Genomic DNA, 17,178 nt, shown 5'->3' with positions numbered 1-17,178 from the left:
GGTATGTATTCTCCTATACTCTAATTATTTACGACAATTGGGGCGGATTCTTATTTAACGATCTCGCCGTATACTTCTCTGCCGCATCCAGCTGCGTTGGACTCGTCAGTGTCAATGTGCATTGCCAAAGCAAATTTCGGGCTTACACGAACAACTACATCACCAAATACAAGACTTCTTCCGTCAGTATCGATCTTCACGGATACAACATCTTTGTCCTGAACACCAAGCTTCTCAGCATCTTCCGGAGTTGCATGGATGTGACGTTTTGCAGCGATCACGCCCTCTTTCAGCTCAACCTCACCACAAGGTCCAACCAGTTTACAGGCACCGCTTCCAGCGATATCACCAGACTCACGAACCGGAGCTGCGATTCCAAGAGTACGTGCATCTGTCAGAGAGATCTCAACCTGGCTTGCAGAACGTACCGGTCCAAGGATAGATGCGGTCATCTCTTTCTTCGGTCCAACGATGGTTACTTTCTCGTTACTTGCAAACTGTCCCGGCTGGGAAAGATCTTTTTTCTTGGTCAGCTCATAGCCTTTTCCGAAGAGAACCTCCAGATCCTCCTGAGTTACATGTACGTGACGTGCGGATGTTTCAACAATAAATTTCATGATTTATTATTCTCCTTTTCTTATATGGTATATAATTTGTAACGCTGTCTCTGGCAGCTTTACTCACTGTTTTGGTGCTTCCTCGATCTCCGATACAAGGATGCAGTTAGGGGTCTCCACCTTCAGAGGCTTACCCCACAGGCTGAAATATTTCTTCTCATAATTGATGCGGAAGATCGTCATGGTATTGGATTCATGGTTCAATGCCATGATATGACGGTTATCCGGGAAGAAATCTGCCGCTTTCGGATAATCTCCGCTGACCGGCAGGATACAGATCTTCTCCAGCATACCGGTCTCCCGGTCAATCTTAAAGATACCAACGCTGTTGTCCCCTGCATTGGAGCAGAGCACATAATTCCAGTCTCTGGAAAATCTCAGTACGCAGGCTGCACTTCCCTTGGAATGGTATTCATTCAAAGTTGAAATCGTCTGTACCAGTTCAAAAACCGGTCCCCTCGGACCATCTTTATAAGTATATACACTGATGTAGTTCTTCAACTCACAGATCAGGTATGCGAACCGTCCATCCGGACTGAATTTGATGATCCGCGGCGCGCTCTCCAGCTCACAGCGAAGCATATCCACCAGTGTGATCTTACCTGTTTCATCATTAAACTTGTAAATTTTTACCTGATCAACACCAAGATCTACCGCACACAGATACTTCTGATCCGGTGTGATATTGACACAGTTTACATGCGGACGGAAATTACGCTCTGCCACACTTCCGATTCCCTTGTGGAAGACCTCATCCGTCATCTCTCCGATGGTTCCATCTTCGTTCAGACGCATGACTGTCACTTTTCCATCATGCCAGCCGCCCACAAACAAATAGCGGTCCAGCTTGTCCGTGGACAGATAACATCCTCTCATTCCACAGATAGAAGCACTGTTCATAGGTTCCAGATCGCCATCTGGCAGGATCTTAAAAGACCGTACACCTTCATCTGAGATAGAATACAGGTACTTTCCATTATGAGATTTTTTGATGTAGGAAGGGTTGTTGATAGGAACAACCTTACGCTCTATCGCGCGTCCATTCTCCACATCCAGGTCGTAAATGTAAATTCCTTTGCTATTGCCATGGGTATAGGTGCCCACATATGCCACATATTTCTTCTCTTTCACCGAGACTTTCCTCCATTGGCTTTTTCCTGTTCGCAATTATAAAAATTTTAACATAGTTTTCGATGTTTGTTAAGCATTTTGCACTGTTTTTTCAAAATAATTTCTCATGATCGACAGTGTCTCATCCACCTGTTCATCTGTATGTGCATCGGACAGGAACATCGCTTCAAACTGGGAAGAAGCAAGATAAATGCCATGGTCCAGCATATAGCGGAAATATGCGGCAAATGCCTTTGTATCAGAGCTTTTGGCACTGGTGTAATCCACTACAGGCTGTTCAGTAAAGAACATACATCCCAGAGATCCCACATGGTTGATCTGATACGGAAGCTTCAATTCCTGACACAGCTTCTCCATGCCCCCGTACAGACGCTCTCCCAGTGCTTCCAGGTGTGTGTAAACTTCCGGATGGGCATTGAGATACCGAAGCTGTGTAAGACCGGCTGCCATAGCCACCGGATTACCGCTTAAGGTTCCTGCCTGATACACCTGACCAACCGGGGATACCACTTCCATAATGTCTCTGCGTCCGCCATAAGCGCCCACTGGCATACCTCCGCCAATGATCTTACCATAGGTTGTCAGATCTGCCTGGATACCAAAATATTCCTGTGCTCCTCCTCTTGCCAGCCGGAAGCCTGTGATCACTTCATCGAAGATCAACAGTGAACCATTCTCTGTACAGAGTCTGCGCAGTCCCTCCAGGAAATCTTTCTTCGGCGGAACCACACCCATATTCGCACCTACCGGCTCGACGATCACCGCTGCGATCCCGCTTCCCCATGTATCAAATAATCTTTCTACTGCTTCCAGATCATTATAAGGAGCCAGCAAAGTATCTTCGGTTGCTCCCGCCGGGACACCGGAGCTGTCCGGAACGCCTGCCGTCATCACACCGGATCCTGCTTTCACCAGCAGCGCATCACTATGTCCATGATAACAGCCTTCAAACTTGATAATTTTGTTTCTTCCTGTATAACCTCTGGCTGCACGGATCGCACTCATAACAGCCTCTGTACCGGAGTTGACCATACGGACCATCTCAATGGACGGCACCATGGAGCAGATCAGTTCTGCCATCTCCACTTCTGCCTCAGTAGCTGCGCCAAAGCTTAAACCTTTTTTGCATGCCTCAAATACTTTTTCCAACACATCTTCTCTGGTGTGGCCCAGGATCATAGGTCCCCAGGATCCTACATAATCCAGATATTTGTTGCCATCTGCATCCGTAAGATATACTCCACTTGCAGATGCAATAAACCGGGGCGTCATTCCCACATTTCCAAAGGCTCTGACCGGAGAGTTCACACCTCCCGGTATCAGGTCCACTGCTTTCTTAAATAACTGCTCTGATCTGGTAGTTTCCATGACTATCCGATTCTCCCTTCATCCATAAAATGCGCGATCTCTTTTGCATAATAAGACATGTAAATATCCACTCCTGCACGATATGCGCTGGCTGCCATCTCACAGAGGATCGCTGCCTCATCCACATAACCAAGCTTTGCTGCTGCTTTTACCATGGCATATTCGCCGCTGACACTGTAAGCTGCCATTGGTACATCTGTCAGATCTTTGATCTCACGTACCATATCAAGGTAAGACATGGCTGGTTTTACCATGATGATATCTGCGCCTTCCTCAATATCCAGCATAGCTTCCTTGATACCTTCTCTTCTGTTATGGTAATCCATCTGGTAGCTCTTTCTGTCGCCAAATGCCGGTGCACTTCCTGCAGCATCACGGAACGGGCCATAAAATGCGGATGCATATTTGACTGCATAGGACATGATCGGTGTGGTTACAAATCCATTCTTGTCAAGACCTTCCCGGATCGCTGCAATATGTCCGTCCATCATATCAGATGGAGCCACCATATCTGCACCTGCCTGTACCTGGGAAACTGCGATCTGAGCCAGTTTGTCCAGAGTCAGGTCATTGTCCACATAGTCTCCTTTCAGGATTCCGCAGTGGCCATGACTGGTGTACTCACACATACAGACATCACCGATGTAGTAAAGATCCGGCACTTCTTTCTTTGCCTTCTCCAGTGCTCTCTGAATAATACCATCACAGGCATAGGCTCCGCTTCCCACTTCATCTTTGTGATCCGGAATACCGAACAGCATAACACTGCCAACACCTGCATCTGCCATCTCCTGCAGAATCTCCGGCATCCGATCCAGCGTATAACGGAACTGTCCCGGCATGGTCGGGATCTCTTCCTTTTTATTCTCCCCATCCATTACAAACATGGGATATACAAGAGAGCTTTTGTCCATTCTCGTCTCTCTTACCATTTTTCTAAGCTTTGCTGATGTCCGAAGACGTCTTGGTCTGATTGTTAAATCCATCTTCTGTTACCTCTTTCTTTATCTTATCGGTCCATGTCTTTGCAAGTCTGTGATCCTGCCCTCCGGCATTGATACCGATCACCAGATCCCCTCTGCTTGCAATTCCCGGAAACTGAAAATCACATAGGTCCCGGTCACTGCACACATTGACCAGAATGTGCTTCTCTTTGCATTCTTTCCAGATCTGTGTATTTACCCACGCATCATTGGTAGCCGCCAGCACCATAAAGGCATCTGCAGGAATCGTTCCCTCCTGGTAAGCTTCGCGTTTCCAGACAAGATATCCTTCTTCCGCCGCTCTTTGCACCCGTTCCGATGCCTCCGGTGCAAAAACAGTCAAAGACGACGTAAAAGCCAGCAATGTCTCCACTCGTCGGGAGGCAATCACGCCGGCTCCATACACCACTACTTTTTTTTCTGTCAGATCAATAAACAAAGGAAATTTCTTAGGCATATCACATTCTCCATATACCTATTCTACAACCACAGGTTTTCACATGTCAACCATCATAAACTTTTTAATGATCTCAGCGATGGCTGCCTGATTGTTATCACGTTCTGTCACATAATCTGCTGCCGCCTTCACTTCCGGTCTGGCGTTCGCCACCGCGCAGCCAATGCCAGCACTTTTGATCATAGAAATATCGTTGTTCTCATCCCCTGCAGAAAGAGAATTGGCAATGGGAATTCCTATTTTTGCACAGAATGCTTCCAGAGCAGAACCTTTGGATACCCCACACGGCACGATCTCCAGATATTGACGGTTACTGAAAAACAGATCCAGCTTTCCTTCAAACTTATCCTGCATAGCTTTCCGGAAATCTTCCAGCTTCTCATGATCCTTCAGATCAACAGCCAGCAGTTTACATGCTTCTTTCTCAATACTTTCTTCCAGATCCGACACCAGTCTGCCTTCCATCCGAAGCCTTTTTACATAAGAACGATATTCCTCACAGTCCTGACCGGACAGCACATGGTTTCCTTCATAGGTGTGTACATAGACACCACGCTGCTTTGCTTCATGGGCAACCAGTTTCATCCACTCTACCGGAATAGTTTTCTCATAAATAATGTCGCCGGAAATAGCATCCAGCACCATTCCACCATTAAATGAGATCACATAACGGCAGCCGATCTTATCCAGTCCCCACTGTTCCAGCAGCTTTCGTGTGCTTGCCGTAGGCCGTCCCGTGGTAACTACGATCTCATGTCCGGCTTTCAGAGCTGCTTTCATTGCCTCCAGATTTTCTTTCGGAATCTCCACCTGATCGTTCAGGGTGGTTCCATCCATATCTAAAAATAATGCCTTCTTTTCCATTCTTGCTCCTCAGTCCTGCAATGGTTCCGCCGGAATGAAGACTCTGTTATTTGCAGTCTCTTCTTCTGGTTTTGCCAGCTTTTTTGCATATTCCATAAAATAATCCTGTGCACACAGCGCTTCTTTTCCTCTGCGGTCTACTTTACTGTAGGTTCCGTCAGACTGCTTGATCTGCGCTTTCAAGGTGTCCCGCAGCTGGATCTCCAGCACATGGATCACCTCTTGTTTCAGATGTCCATTTTCCACCGGAAACAGAATCTCCACACGCCGGTCCAGATTCCGCGGCATCCAGTCCGCACTGGACAGATAGACCTCCTCCTGACCACCGTTCAGGAAATAATAGATCCGGCTGTGCTCCAGAAAATTACCAACCAGAGAGCGGACTTCAATATTCTCACTGATCCCTGGAATCCCTACCTTCAGACAGCAGATTCCCCGTACCACCAGTTCAATCTTTACTCCCGCTGCACTGGCCTCATAAAGAGCGGCGATCAGTTCCTGATCACACAGAGAATTCATCTTCGCCATAATATGTGCCGGTTCTCCGTTTTTCGCATGTTTTGTCTCCCGGCGGATCATGAACAGAAAACGGTCACGAAGCCACAGCGGTGCCAGAGACAGTTTATTCCACACTGCCGGTTCGGAATAACCGGACAACATGTTGAATACAGCCGTTGCATCCTCTCCAATCGCCTCTGAACAAGTCAGAAGTCCCATATCCGTATATAATTTTGCAGTGGAATCGTTATAGTTACCGGTTCCCAGATGCACATATCTGCGGATGCCATCCTCTTCTCTTCGTACCACCAGCGTGATCTTGCTGTGGGTCTTCAATCCCACCAGACCATAGATTACATGACAGCCTGCCCGCTCCAGCATTTTTGCCCAGGCAATATTATTTTCCTCATCAAAACGGGCCTTCAATTCTACCAGAACCGATACCTGTTTTCCATTTTCTGCTGCCTGAGCCAGAGCCGCGATGATCGGAGAATTACCGCTGACACGATAGAGGGTCTGCTTAATAGCCAGCACATCCTTATCTTTTGCTGCCTGGCGCACAAAATCCACCACCGGATCAAAGGTCTGGTATGGATGATGCATCAGGATATCCCCTTTACGGATCGCCTCGAAAATATCTGCACACCCATTAAGTTCCGGCACTGGCTGCGGAGTATATTTCGGTGTCTTATAAGCATCAAATCCATCCAGTCCGTACATCTTCATCAGGAAAGTCAGATCCAGCGGTCCGCCAATCCGGTATATGCCATCCTCTTTGATTGCAAACTCTTTTTTCAGGATCTTCAACAGACGCTTGTCGACCTTTTCATCTACCTCCAGACGGATAACTTCGCCCCACTGACGCTTCTTCAGCTGCTTCTGGATCTCCTCCAGCAGATCAGATGCCTCATCTTCGTCAATGGTCAGATCCGCATTTCGCATGATCCGATACGGATGTACACAGAGTATATCATAACTCAAGAACAGCTTGTCCATGTTTCCGGCGATCACATCTTCCAGAAGGATCACTGCCTTTCCGCCATCTTTTCCTGCCGGAATGGAGATGATCCGCGGAAGCACTGAAGGAACCTGTACAGTGGCAAACTCAAGCTCTGCGTCCTTCTCTCCCTTTTTCTTCAGAAGAGCTCCCAGATTCAATGTCTTATTGACGATCAACGGGAAGGGGCGGGAAGAATCCACTGCCATCGGTGTCAGCACCGGATACACATTTTCCATAAAATAGTGATCCACGTAAGTCTTCTGCTCTTCAGACAGTTCCTTGCTGTCAGAGATCACACAAAGTCCAGCCTGCCGAAGACCTGGAAGCAGCGAACGCTGCCAGGTGGAATACTGCATGTTCACCAGACTGTGCACCCGGTCATGGATCGCATCCAGCTGCTGTTCCGGTGTCATACCAGACAAATCCTTCTTGGTATAACCTGCGTTGACCATATCTTTCAATGATGCTACCCGGACCATAAAGAACTCATCCAGGTTGGAAGCCGTAATGCTTAAGAATTTCAACCGTTCAAACAAAGGAGTGGTCTTGTCTCTGGCTTCTCCTAAGATCCGCTCATCAAATCCCAGCCAGCTCAGCTCCCGGTTCTCATAATACTCTGCTTTTTTATAATCTTTTTCCATGGCTTTTTCCTCCCTGACTACATTCTCTTCGCCTTCAGAACCGGACGAATACTATACACTTCTTCAAAAAATTCTGCTTTTTCTCCAAACAGTGCCTGTTCCAGTGTCAGGTCTTCTGTGGTGTCCACCAGGATCTGCATCGTATGATTATCTTTTAATGTTACTTTGATCTCACGGATCTTCTGCCGGTGGCTTCGATCCAGTGCATTTGCCACACGGAGGATCGCTGTCAGCTTGGCGATCTTCATGTACTCTTCTTTTCCAAGCAGCGAGCTGGCCGCCAGTTCTTCGTAAGACAGAATCTCCCCACTGTTGAACCGCACTACATTCGCCACAAGTTCTCTCTCCAGATGAGAAAGACCGATCATCTCCGTCGCCATAATGATGTTATAGGAACACTCCGATGACCGGGACATATTGATATATTTTCCACAGTCATGAAGAAGCACTGCAATCTGCAGAAGCAGCCGCTCCCGTCTGCCAAGACCATGAACATTTTTCAGCTTATCAAAAATTGTCAGGGCAAGCTGCTCCATAACGATGGTATGATTCCGGTTGGTATGATACCGCTTGGCAATATTTCTTGCAGCCTCAATAATATCATTTTCAAAATTATGTTCTGGCTTTAAGATGCCCTTCTTCACTCCATGGTCATAAGCCATGCCATCACTCAAATCAGTGCCAAGGATAATGACTTTCTCTGCTCCGGTCTCCTCCAGAAACCGCTTATAGATCACCATAGCCGGGATTAAAAGTGCTCCGTTTTCATTACTGACTCCCAGCTCCTGGGCTAATTCGCGTTCCCCTTTACGGACATGATTTTCATAAAACTTCAGAAAGGTCTCACGGTCGATCTCTCTTCCGATCCCATTTTTCTGCATGTACTGCTCAAGATCATGCACATAACTTCCTACCAGCAATACATATTGAATATTCCGATCTTTCAGATACAGTTTTTTATAGGTGCGAAGTTCATTGTCCAGAAGCTCCTCCACTACTGCAGCATAGCGGACCGTACGTTCTGCCACATCTGCCAGGCGCTCCCGCAGACGCAGACTTCCCATGCGAATGTTCTGAGTCGTCACAAGATTGTCCTTATCAAACAAGGAAATCTGTACGCTTCCGCCGCCAACATCCACAATAGCTGTACCTTTTTCAATGATGTTCTGAAACGCATTTTCATTGGAAGCAATGGATTTGTAACCCAGATACCGCTGTTCTGAATTGGCAAGTACTTCAATATGAATACCGGTCTTCAGATAAATACGGTCCAGAAGGATCAATGTATTATGGGTTTCACGAATCGCAGAGGTCGCACAGGCACGATACTCCTGTACTCCATAGTCCTTCATGATCCGCTTAAAATCCAGCAGCACCTGACAAAGCTCGTCCACCAGCTCTGTCCCGATCTTTCCTGTTGCATAGGTGTCACTTCCAAGATCCAGCCGATGTCGCACATGGTTCAGCAGACGAATTCCATTCTTCATCGAAAGCTCATAGATCTTCAGATTTACTTCATAACTTCCGACATCAATTGCTCCAAATATCCTATATGTCATAGATAGCTCCTTTCCGTCCGCACCCTTATCTTACTATCTACTACTGTCGTCCAGTTGTCCCAAATCCGCCTCTGTCTTTACCCGTCAGTACTTCTGTCTCTTCAAATACCAGTTCCGGCTGATGCTCCATAATACGGAACTGACAGATTCTGTCGTTGACATGAATCTCCGTGTCTCTCATGGCCAGTGCCGGAAAATACCACTGATCGTTGTCGCCGCAATAGCTTTCATCAATCAATCCCATACTGTTAGCCTGCAGAATGCCAAAATTCTTGTAAGTACTGCTTCTGGGGATCACGTGAGCTTCATAGCCTTTGGGAAGCTCCATGGCGATTCCCAGCGGGATCAGCTTGAATTCTCCCGCCTTCAATGTTACATCTGCTGATGCCCGAAGGTCGATCCAGTCAGATTTTCCTCCGATATAGGTCAGTTTTTCAATCTTATCTGAAAAATACTTGATTCTGATCTTTTCCATCTTGTTCTCCTGTTTAAGCATAGAGGACGATCTGTCCCAGCTCTCTTGTTTTCTGTACGTCAATGACTCTCTGATTGGCACTGCCCTTCCACGGAAGGCTGTTATCTTTTAGTTCTTCCACAAACCGGCCGTCCACCAATACATCCAGATACTGGATCAGTTCCAGATCCTGAACATCATCCCAGAGATATCCGGTGTAAAGCCAGATTGTCTTCTCTGGATAGTTCTTCTTGATCTCTTTTAAAAATTCTGTCAGTTCTTCCCTGTTTCTTAAAAGCAATGGATCGCCGCCGCTGAAAGTAATGCCCGATACATATTCCTTATCCAGTTCCTCATAGATCTCTGCTTTGGCAGCTTCATCAAAAGGCAGACCTCCATCCGGATCCCAGGTCACCGGATTCTGACAGTTCTTGCAATGGTGTTCACATCCTGCCAGCCATAATACAACACGCAGCCCATCTCCATTTAACATATCATCTTTGGTAATATTATGATATCTCATATCTGTTCGCTTCTTTCCTTAAATATCTCCCTTGAGGATCACATCTTTATTCTTCACAATATAATCCACCAGGGATACCACAGTCAGGATCAGGGCAATCCAGGTCAGGATCTGTCCGATCAGTACAAATACACCACCAAAGTTCAGCAGCAGTACGATGATCATAAGCATCTGGAAAGTGGTCTTGAATTTTCCCCAATAGCTGGCCGCGATAACCACACCGTTATCAGATGCCACCAGACGGAATCCACTGATGATAAATTCACGGCTGATGATCACAATCACGATCCATGCTGACAGCCGTCCCATCTCAATGAGACAGATCATGGCAGAACATACCAACAGCTTATCTGCCAGCGGATCCATGAATTTTCCAAAGTCAGTGACCAGATTGTATTTTCTGGCAATCTTTCCATCCAGAAGGTCTGTCAGGCTGGCTACAATGAAGATTCCTACTGCAATGTAATCTGTATAAGGAAGGATTCCACTGAACAGAGTCGTAAACCAGCCCCACTGTTGAAATCCGCCTAAGAGTAACACTACGAATGGTACAATCAGAATCACTCTGAACACAGTTAATTTATTCGGTAAATTCATCGTCGATCTCTCCTATCAAATCATATTCGTCCGCTCCGGTCACGCGCACTTTTACAAAATCACCGGACATGAGTTCTTCGATGGTCTGAATGAACAGATAGCCATCCACGCCGGGAGCATCCTTGTAGGTTCTTGCCACATATGCGTACTCATCAGCGACTTTTCCCTCTACCATGCACCACAGGCTCTTGCCCACCATCTCTTCTGCTTTTTCAAAGGAAATCTCCTGCTGAAGTTCCATGATCTCGTCCCTGCGCTCTTCTTTCAGTTCCTCCGGAATCTGATCCGGCATGGTTGCTGCCGGTGTATCTTCCTCTGCTGAATAGGTGAATACTCCAAGGCGGTCAAACTCCATCTCGTCCACAAAATTCATCAGCTCTTCGTGATCTTCTTCCGTCTCTCCCGGGAATCCACTGATCAATGTGGTACGCAGACAAATATCCGGAATCTCCTGACGGAGCTTTCCAATGATTGCACGCAGATCAGCCTGGCTGGTACGGCGTCCCATTCTCTTTAAGATCCGGTCAGATGCATGCTGGATCGGAAGATCCAGATAATTACAGACCTTCGGCTCTTCCTTCATGGTCTGGATCAGTTCATCGTAGATCTCCTCCGGGTAGCAGTACTGCACACGGATCCAGCGGATACCTTTGATCTTGCAAAGTTCCTTCAGCAACAGATGAAGGCTCTTCTTTCCATAGATATCCGTTCCGTAAAGAGTGGTCTCCTGTGCTACCAGGATCAGCTCCTTCACGCCCTGTGCTGCCAGCTCTTCTGCCTCTTTTACCAGTTTCTCCATGGGGAAACTGCGGTAATTGCCGCGAAGCTTCGGAATGATACAATAGGTACAGTGCTTATCGCAGCCCTCCGCGATCTTCAGATGTGCATAATGTCCGCCAGTAGTCAGCATACGCTTGGCATTGGTCAGTACCAGCCGGTCAATATCCTCACATTTCAGCATATGCTCGCCGCCAAGTGCTTCTTCCACCGCCTCGATAATGCTGTCGTAGGTAGTGGTTCCCAGCACTGCATCCACTTCCGGAATCTCGTCAATGATTTCCTGCTTATAACGCTGTGCCATACATCCGGTCACGATCAGAGCCTTACATTTTGCATCTTTTTTGTGCTCTGCCATCTCCAGGATCGTGTTAACACTCTCTTCCTTAGCATCACCAATAAAACAGCAGGTGTTCACAACGATCACATCTGCTTCCATCTCGTCATCTGTAAAACCATATCCCTTTTCTGCCAGAAGTCCCAGCATCACTTCTGAATCCACCAGGTTCTTGTCACAGCCCAGGGATACAAACAGTATATTCATCATAGATGATGTCTTCTCCTTTATTTTTCATTTTCATTCCATTATAATACGAACCAAAACTAAAAAGCAATACCCGCAGCCGGTTGTCTTATCCGACTGCGGGTATTTTCTTCCACAACTATTCGATTATTTTATTTTCAGTTTTCTTTTCTGTCCACCACAGGTACTTGTTCGTCACTGTGAGCATCCAGGTTGTTTATGTACTTCTTTGTTTCCTTGACGATTACCGACGTCAGAAGCAATATGGCGATGAGATTCGGGATTGCCATCAATGCGTTCAGAATATCTGCAATCGTCCATACCAGGTCAAGTGCAACGACCGGTGCGATTGCTGCCACAAGAACATAAAGTACACGATAAGGAATCAGTGCATTTTTACCAAAACAATATTCTACGCAGCGTTCTCCATAATATGCCCATCCAAGCACAGTAGAATAAGCAAACAGGATGATACCAAATACCAGGATCATCGGTCCAATGTACGGGATCTGATCAAATGCCAATGTGGTCAGCACGCCGCCGTTGGACACATTTCCAATATCTATAGATGGATTCGTCATAATGCTGGTTACCAGAACCAGACCTGTCATGGCACATACAACGACGGTATCCCAGAAGGTGCCGGTTGCAGATACCAGTGCCTGACGCACCGGATTCCTTGTCTGTGCAGCTGCTGCTGCGATCGGAGCAGAACCCATTCCGGATTCATTGGAGAACAGACCTCTTGCAACTCCATAATGCAATGCCAGCATAATGCCGCCGCCCGTAAGCCCACCTGCTGCTGCGCCCGGCTGGAATGCCAGCGTTACAATCGTTTTCAGTGCCGGAAGCAGAAAATCAATATTGATTCCCAGAATCACAATACATCCGATCACGTAGAACAAGGCCATGAACGGAACCAGCTTCTCACAGACACTGGAAATAGATTTAATTCCACCAAAGATAACCAGTGCGGTAAAGAATGCAACGGCTCCTCCCACGATCCATGACGGAATGCCGAGATTCTCACTGCATACCGTTGCGATTGCATTGACCTGTGTAGCGCAGCCGATTCCAAAAGATGCAAATGATGCAAAGAAAGCGAAGATCAGTCCCAGCCATCTCATGTTGAGTCCTCTCTCCAACGCATACATGGCACCACCCTGCATCCGTCCATCGGGAGTCTTTACTCTGTATTTCACTGCGATCAATGACTCTGCATATTTCGTTGCGATTCCAAATACACCAGTCAGCCAGCACCAGAGAACTGCACCTGGGCCTCCCAGATAAATGGCAGTTCCCACACCAATAATGTTACCGGTTCCAATAGTAGATGCAAGTGCAGTTGCCAGTGCTCCAAACTGGCTGACTTCACCTTCTGCCTCTGTATCCTTTGTCACAGACAGTTTAATTGCTGTCCCGATTTTCCTCTGGATACCTCCGGTCGCTCCTGTCATGATCAGATGTGTTCCAAGAAGCAGCACGATCATCGGCCACCCCCATACATATGCATCCAGATTGTTGATCATCGAAATAATTTGCTCCATACACTGACCCCCCTTTAAATTTTTTTGTATTATTGTATCACTGTATACATTTTTCAATAGTTTACAGATAATTTTGTCAGAAAGAGAATAATTCACTAAAAAAAGAGGAGCTGCTGTATATTTTGCAGTTTCTCCTCTTTTGATTAAAATTATTTTATTATTTTATGTTAAAACAAAATTTTTTATTACAGTACCTGTTCTCTGTTGTGTTCATCACTCTCCTGTATTATCTTTTTTGATTGCAGTCTACATTTGCTTTATTTCCTTTACAGTAAGGAGTATACGGAAAATTTGTGGCAAAAATATGGGTGAGCTGTGAAAATGGTGTGAAAAGCTATTCCTTAATCACGTCCAGTTCATTTAAGTTCACGCCGGATGCTGTCAGAATGACTTTCAATTCCACGTATCTGATCCGCATTGCCTGATATACTTCCGAATCTTTTTCGCACAGCTTCATATAACTTTGCAGTCTTGAAAATTCCTCCACATTCTTCTGCAGTAATTCTTTATCTGTCATCTCTTCCATCCTTATCCACCGCCTTTCTATACATACAGTATAGCGGTTTTTTACCTATTTTACAAGCAACGATAATAACTAAAGCCACTAAAATACTCAACGACCACAGCCAGTTTCTACCCGCATCATTCTCCGGCCAGATCAGAAAATTCAGATTCTCTTCCGTCTCATTTCCAGCTGCATCTATCGCCCTTACCCGAAGATTCTGCCACTGTTCTTCCTTTCCAAAATGTAACACAATTCCATTGTCTGAGATGCGCAAAGTCTCGGCATCATAGCTGGTGGTATCTCCACCGAATGTCACCTCTGCCTGCTCCAGACAAAGATTATCTTCCAGATACAGGTTGACGACCCGCTCCTGTTCCCGATAGATGCCCTGATTGCGGATTCCTGATACACGGATCCGCGGCGGTGTATGATCTACCATAAAACGAATCGTTCTGTCTTTCAGAATGGTATTGGAATAATTGGATGCCAGATCCTCCGAGCAGACTGCAATCTCATAGACACCATTCTGCGAAAATACTTCTTTCCGGATCTGATAAATATACTGCTTCCAGTCACCCAATGTCTTCTTTTCAGAAATGATGTAATCCTGATCCTTCTTAAGTGTCCGGCTTTTTCCATTATGACTGTACAAAATATTCTGCAAATGCAGACCATCCACATTAGTCTCCGTGATCGTCATCTGTGCCCCCTGTTTCAGATACCGATTACCATCCAGCAACTGCTCCGTCAGTTGATCAAAGGTATATACCGATCCAAACCGGTTCACCGAAAAGCTGCAAGTCTGACGGCTCTCATTTCCTGCCAGATCTCTCGCTACTGCTTCCAGCACATAAATATCATCCGTCGATGGTTCGTTTGGAAAATTTTCATAAATATACTGTTCTCCATCTGACATCATTGCAAATTTCCCGGAAAATGTACGTATTCCCCGAAGGCTTCCAGTCAGCCGAACTTCCAGAGAACCTGACTGGTAATTCAGATCCTGACTAATGATCTCCGGTTTCAGCACACCGGCATTGGCTGAACCATCTCTCACCCCACAGATTTTAAGTTCCGGCGGAGTCTGATCAATCACAAACAGGTCAATGCGGTATTCAGAGCATGTATTTCCTGCCAGATCTCTGCCTTTGACAGTCAGACCATAGGTTCCGTCTTCTGAAAAATAAACCCTTTTCTGATGGATCTGCCCCTGTGTCTCCCAGTCGGAACTCTGTGCCTGACCATATTCCTGTTCCACCAGAACTTCCATCTCTTCCGGTGCAAAATTCCGTTCTTCCACCTGAATCAGTGCCTGACGTCCTTTTGCATAATAACTGCCATTCTGGCTTTGTTCTGTATCCCACTGTACCATCAGTACCGGTGCTGTCTGATCGATCACAAATTCATCTATTCGGTCATATACTGCCTGGTTTCCTGCTTTGTCCTGAAACTTTACCGAAAATATATATTCACCATCCTCTGAAAACGTTACCTGACAGCGATGTACGGTCTCATCTTCAGTTCCTTCACTTGTCCATTCACCAATCACCGGTCGTACACCGTCCGTTCCAGTCACCAGAAATTCCACGTCATCTGCAGCAAAATTTCGTTCCTTGATCGATACGGTAGCTGTCCTTGCTTCTTGGTAGAACCGTTCATTTACAGGATCATTTTTATCATATTCCACCGTAATTTCCGGTGCAGTCGTATCAATATGGATCTTCTTTTCTACCTGATCCTCATATCCTGCATTATCTATGACGGTTGCCAGAACCGGAACATCATTCTGGTTATTATGTTCGGCCATAATGGTTCCTTCCCATTCACAGGTGAGAGTAATTGGCTGTCCTGGCGACTCTGTCCGGTCTGTCCCTGCCTGCTCCAGATAGTTAGTCTCCTCTGTCAATTCACTTCCTGCTTTTAAGAACATTTTTCCCAAACCGGAAATCTTGTCAGTAAATATAAACTTCACCTGCACATCTGAACGGTAATAAGCTTCTCCATCCACGATTCTTCCCGGTTCAGTAAGAATCTCCATCTGTACTGGTTCCTGAGCCTGATGTGCCTGTTCACTTTCCACGATCACGTTTCCACTCTGGGCATCTGTATTCTCCAGCCTGTCCTTCACATTTACAATGATTGTTCCGTCAAATTCGCTTCCATTATCAGGCAGCACAATGCTCTGTTCCCAGCAAGGAGTCTGACCATTCGGTACATCCGCTTCTTTCTGTACCACTTCTCCATCCGCATCAAGAACCACCACTTCTGCCTGCCCGATTCCACTGAGCGGATCGGTAACCTGTATCCTTGCTGTCACCGGCTCTTTGGAAAACCAGTAACCATATTCCTGATAATTTCCATAATTGACAGGTTCGCCTGATTTTGTTGTAATATTCATCTTTATCTCAGGTGCTGATGTGTCCAATACAAGTTCCGGGCTGTGTAACTCTACAATTTTTCCCGAACCTTCCGGCTTTTCATCCGCTTCCTCATCATCACTTTCCATTAAATCCGGTTTTATCTCCGGCTTCTCCGTCTCCGGCTTCTCCGTCTCCGGCTTCTCTGTCTCCTCCTTCTCTTTCCAGACTACTTCCAGTTCATATATTCCATCCATCTTATGCGTTTCCTGGTCTGCTTTGATCCACAGTTTTCCCTGCACATACTCTTCTTCTTCAGACCATTCCACAACAGGTTCCTTTATTTCTTCACTATCTTTATAAAGTTTCCACTCACAGAAATCCAACATTTCTTCTATAGTTTCATCTTCTTTTTCAATCTGGATCTGCACCCAGAAGGAATCCCTGTAGTAAACTTTTTCACCAATCTGAATATCTGCTTCCTGACAGATAATCCTCACTCCCGATACATCCTCTGTCGGTTCCTCCTCCCCATGAACCATCAGTCCCAGTCCAGTCCAGAAAACAAAAGCTGTCACGAATATTAGCAGGAAAGAAACTTTTCGTTTGCTTTTCCTCACACATTTTCTACCGGCACACCATTTTCTTCGAAAATATCCGAACACCTCATACATATCCAACCGGATATATAAAAATATTGAAAGTAAAAGTCCCGGCAGCATACCTGCCATACACAACACATACAGTCGATGATAAACCGCTATTCTGTTCTCCATG

15 protein-coding genes are annotated in these 17,178 nt (G+C 46.1%); all 15 read right to left on the bottom strand.

Features of this window, described 5'->3' with window-relative positions:
* Positions 1 to 50: 50 nt before the first annotated feature.
* The 15 genes from pduL to WMO62_RS03120 all read right to left on the bottom strand — a co-directional run bounded on the left by pduL (position 51) and on the right by WMO62_RS03120 (position 17,177).
* A complete protein-coding gene (gene pduL, locus WMO62_RS03190; protein WP_117496261.1) occupies positions 51 to 617 on the bottom strand; it encodes a phosphate propanoyltransferase in 567 nt (188 codons plus the stop codon).
* Between the two features lie 63 nt (positions 618 to 680).
* Positions 681 to 1,748, bottom strand: coding sequence for a lactonase family protein (locus tag WMO62_RS03185; protein WP_349143777.1), 1,068 nt, complete (start codon positions 1,746 to 1,748; stop codon positions 681 to 683).
* Between the two features lie 69 nt (positions 1,749 to 1,817).
* A complete protein-coding gene (hemL, locus tag WMO62_RS03180) occupies positions 1,818 to 3,116 on the bottom strand; it encodes a glutamate-1-semialdehyde 2,1-aminomutase (RefSeq protein ID WP_117496263.1) in 1,299 nt (432 codons plus the stop codon).
* 2 nt (positions 3,117 to 3,118) lie between these two features.
* Complete coding sequence (gene hemB / locus WMO62_RS03175) at positions 3,119 to 4,102, bottom strand: porphobilinogen synthase (protein ID WP_118510522.1); 984 nt, start codon at positions 4,100 to 4,102, stop codon at positions 3,119 to 3,121.
* Positions 4,053 to 4,556 carry a precorrin-2 dehydrogenase/sirohydrochlorin ferrochelatase family protein gene (locus WMO62_RS03170; RefSeq protein WP_118596500.1) on the bottom strand — a complete coding sequence of 168 codons (504 nt, stop codon included), beginning with the start codon at positions 4,554 to 4,556 and terminating at the stop codon, positions 4,053 to 4,055. The genes hemB and WMO62_RS03170 overlap by 50 nt, the downstream gene beginning before the upstream one ends.
* A gap of 39 nt (positions 4,557 to 4,595) precedes the next feature.
* Entirely contained in the window at positions 4,596 to 5,420 is an 825-nt protein-coding gene (locus WMO62_RS03165; protein ID WP_349143776.1) for a Cof-type HAD-IIB family hydrolase, read from the bottom strand.
* Positions 5,421 to 5,429: 9 nt separating this feature from the next.
* Positions 5,430 to 7,559, bottom strand: coding sequence for an RNA degradosome polyphosphate kinase (locus WMO62_RS03160; protein ID WP_349143775.1), 2,130 nt, complete (start codon positions 7,557 to 7,559; stop codon positions 5,430 to 5,432).
* A gap of 17 nt (positions 7,560 to 7,576) precedes the next feature.
* Positions 7,577 to 9,118 (bottom strand): Ppx/GppA phosphatase family protein, encoded by a 1,542-nt coding sequence (locus WMO62_RS03155; RefSeq protein ID WP_147600779.1) that lies wholly within the window; start codon positions 9,116 to 9,118, stop codon positions 7,577 to 7,579.
* A gap of 40 nt (positions 9,119 to 9,158) precedes the next feature.
* On the bottom strand, positions 9,159 to 9,593 hold the full coding sequence (locus tag WMO62_RS03150; protein ID WP_117496269.1) for a dUTP diphosphatase: 435 nt from the start codon (positions 9,591 to 9,593) through the stop codon (positions 9,159 to 9,161).
* A gap of 13 nt (positions 9,594 to 9,606) precedes the next feature.
* Positions 9,607 to 10,095, bottom strand: coding sequence for an anaerobic ribonucleoside-triphosphate reductase activating protein (gene nrdG / locus WMO62_RS03145; RefSeq protein WP_117496270.1), 489 nt, complete (start codon positions 10,093 to 10,095; stop codon positions 9,607 to 9,609).
* Positions 10,096 to 10,113: 18 nt separating this feature from the next.
* Positions 10,114 to 10,692 (bottom strand): CDP-diacylglycerol--glycerol-3-phosphate 3-phosphatidyltransferase, encoded by a 579-nt coding sequence (pgsA, locus tag WMO62_RS03140; RefSeq protein ID WP_147600781.1) that lies wholly within the window; start codon positions 10,690 to 10,692, stop codon positions 10,114 to 10,116.
* Positions 10,676 to 12,013 (bottom strand): 30S ribosomal protein S12 methylthiotransferase RimO, encoded by a 1,338-nt coding sequence (rimO, locus tag WMO62_RS03135; protein WP_117496409.1) that lies wholly within the window; start codon positions 12,011 to 12,013, stop codon positions 10,676 to 10,678. Before rimO ends, pgsA begins: the two co-directional genes overlap by 17 nt.
* Before the next feature lie 137 nt (positions 12,014 to 12,150).
* Positions 12,151 to 13,539 carry an alanine/glycine:cation symporter family protein gene (locus tag WMO62_RS03130; RefSeq protein WP_349143774.1) on the bottom strand — a complete coding sequence of 463 codons (1,389 nt, stop codon included), beginning with the start codon at positions 13,537 to 13,539 and terminating at the stop codon, positions 12,151 to 12,153.
* A 334-nt stretch (positions 13,540 to 13,873) separates the two neighbouring features.
* On the bottom strand, positions 13,874 to 14,065 hold the full coding sequence (locus WMO62_RS03125) for a hypothetical protein (RefSeq protein ID WP_349143773.1): 192 nt from the start codon (positions 14,063 to 14,065) through the stop codon (positions 13,874 to 13,876).
* Positions 14,046 to 17,177, bottom strand: a complete 3,132-nt coding sequence (locus tag WMO62_RS03120) for a hypothetical protein (RefSeq protein ID WP_349143772.1) — start codon at positions 17,175 to 17,177, stop codon at positions 14,046 to 14,048. The genes WMO62_RS03125 and WMO62_RS03120 overlap by 20 nt, the downstream gene beginning before the upstream one ends.
* Between the last annotated feature and the right edge of the window lies 1 nt (position 17,178).

Source organism: Hominiventricola aquisgranensis, assembly GCF_040096225.1.
In the GTDB taxonomy this organism is placed as follows: domain Bacteria; phylum Bacillota; class Clostridia; order Lachnospirales; family Lachnospiraceae; genus Hominiventricola; species Hominiventricola aquisgranensis.
The sequence above is the reverse complement of the archived record's forward strand: the minus strand, read 5'-3'. Positions and strand labels throughout refer to the sequence as shown.

Coding starts and splice junctions, on each gene's coding strand:
- WMO62_RS03155 (WP_147600779.1), bottom strand. CDS start 9,118: ATGACATATAGGATATTTGGAGCAATTGATGTCGGAAGTTATGAAGTA.
- WMO62_RS03165 (WP_349143776.1), bottom strand. CDS start 5,420: ATGGAAAAGAAGGCATTATTTTTAGATATGGATGGAACCACCCTGAAC.
- hemB (WP_118510522.1), bottom strand. CDS start 4,102: ATGGATTTAACAATCAGACCAAGACGTCTTCGGACATCAGCAAAGCTT.
- nrdG (WP_117496270.1), bottom strand. CDS start 10,095: ATGAGATATCATAATATTACCAAAGATGATATGTTAAATGGAGATGGG.
- WMO62_RS03125 (WP_349143773.1), bottom strand. CDS start 14,065: ATGGAAGAGATGACAGATAAAGAATTACTGCAGAAGAATGTGGAGGAA.
- WMO62_RS03150 (WP_117496269.1), bottom strand. CDS start 9,593: ATGGAAAAGATCAGAATCAAGTATTTTTCAGATAAGATTGAAAAACTG.
- WMO62_RS03120 (WP_349143772.1), bottom strand. CDS start 17,177: ATGGAGAACAGAATAGCGGTTTATCATCGACTGTATGTGTTGTGTATG.
- WMO62_RS03160 (WP_349143775.1), bottom strand. CDS start 7,559: ATGGAAAAAGATTATAAAAAAGCAGAGTATTATGAGAACCGGGAGCTG.
- rimO (WP_117496409.1), bottom strand. CDS start 12,013: ATGAATATACTGTTTGTATCCCTGGGCTGTGACAAGAACCTGGTGGAT.
- pgsA (WP_147600781.1), bottom strand. CDS start 10,692: ATGAATTTACCGAATAAATTAACTGTGTTCAGAGTGATTCTGATTGTA.
- hemL (WP_117496263.1), bottom strand. CDS start 3,116: ATGGAAACTACCAGATCAGAGCAGTTATTTAAGAAAGCAGTGGACCTG.
- WMO62_RS03130 (WP_349143774.1), bottom strand. CDS start 13,539: ATGGAGCAAATTATTTCGATGATCAACAATCTGGATGCATATGTATGG.
- pduL (WP_117496261.1), bottom strand. CDS start 617: ATGAAATTTATTGTTGAAACATCCGCACGTCACGTACATGTAACTCAG.
- WMO62_RS03170 (WP_118596500.1), bottom strand. CDS start 4,556: ATGCCTAAGAAATTTCCTTTGTTTATTGATCTGACAGAAAAAAAAGTA.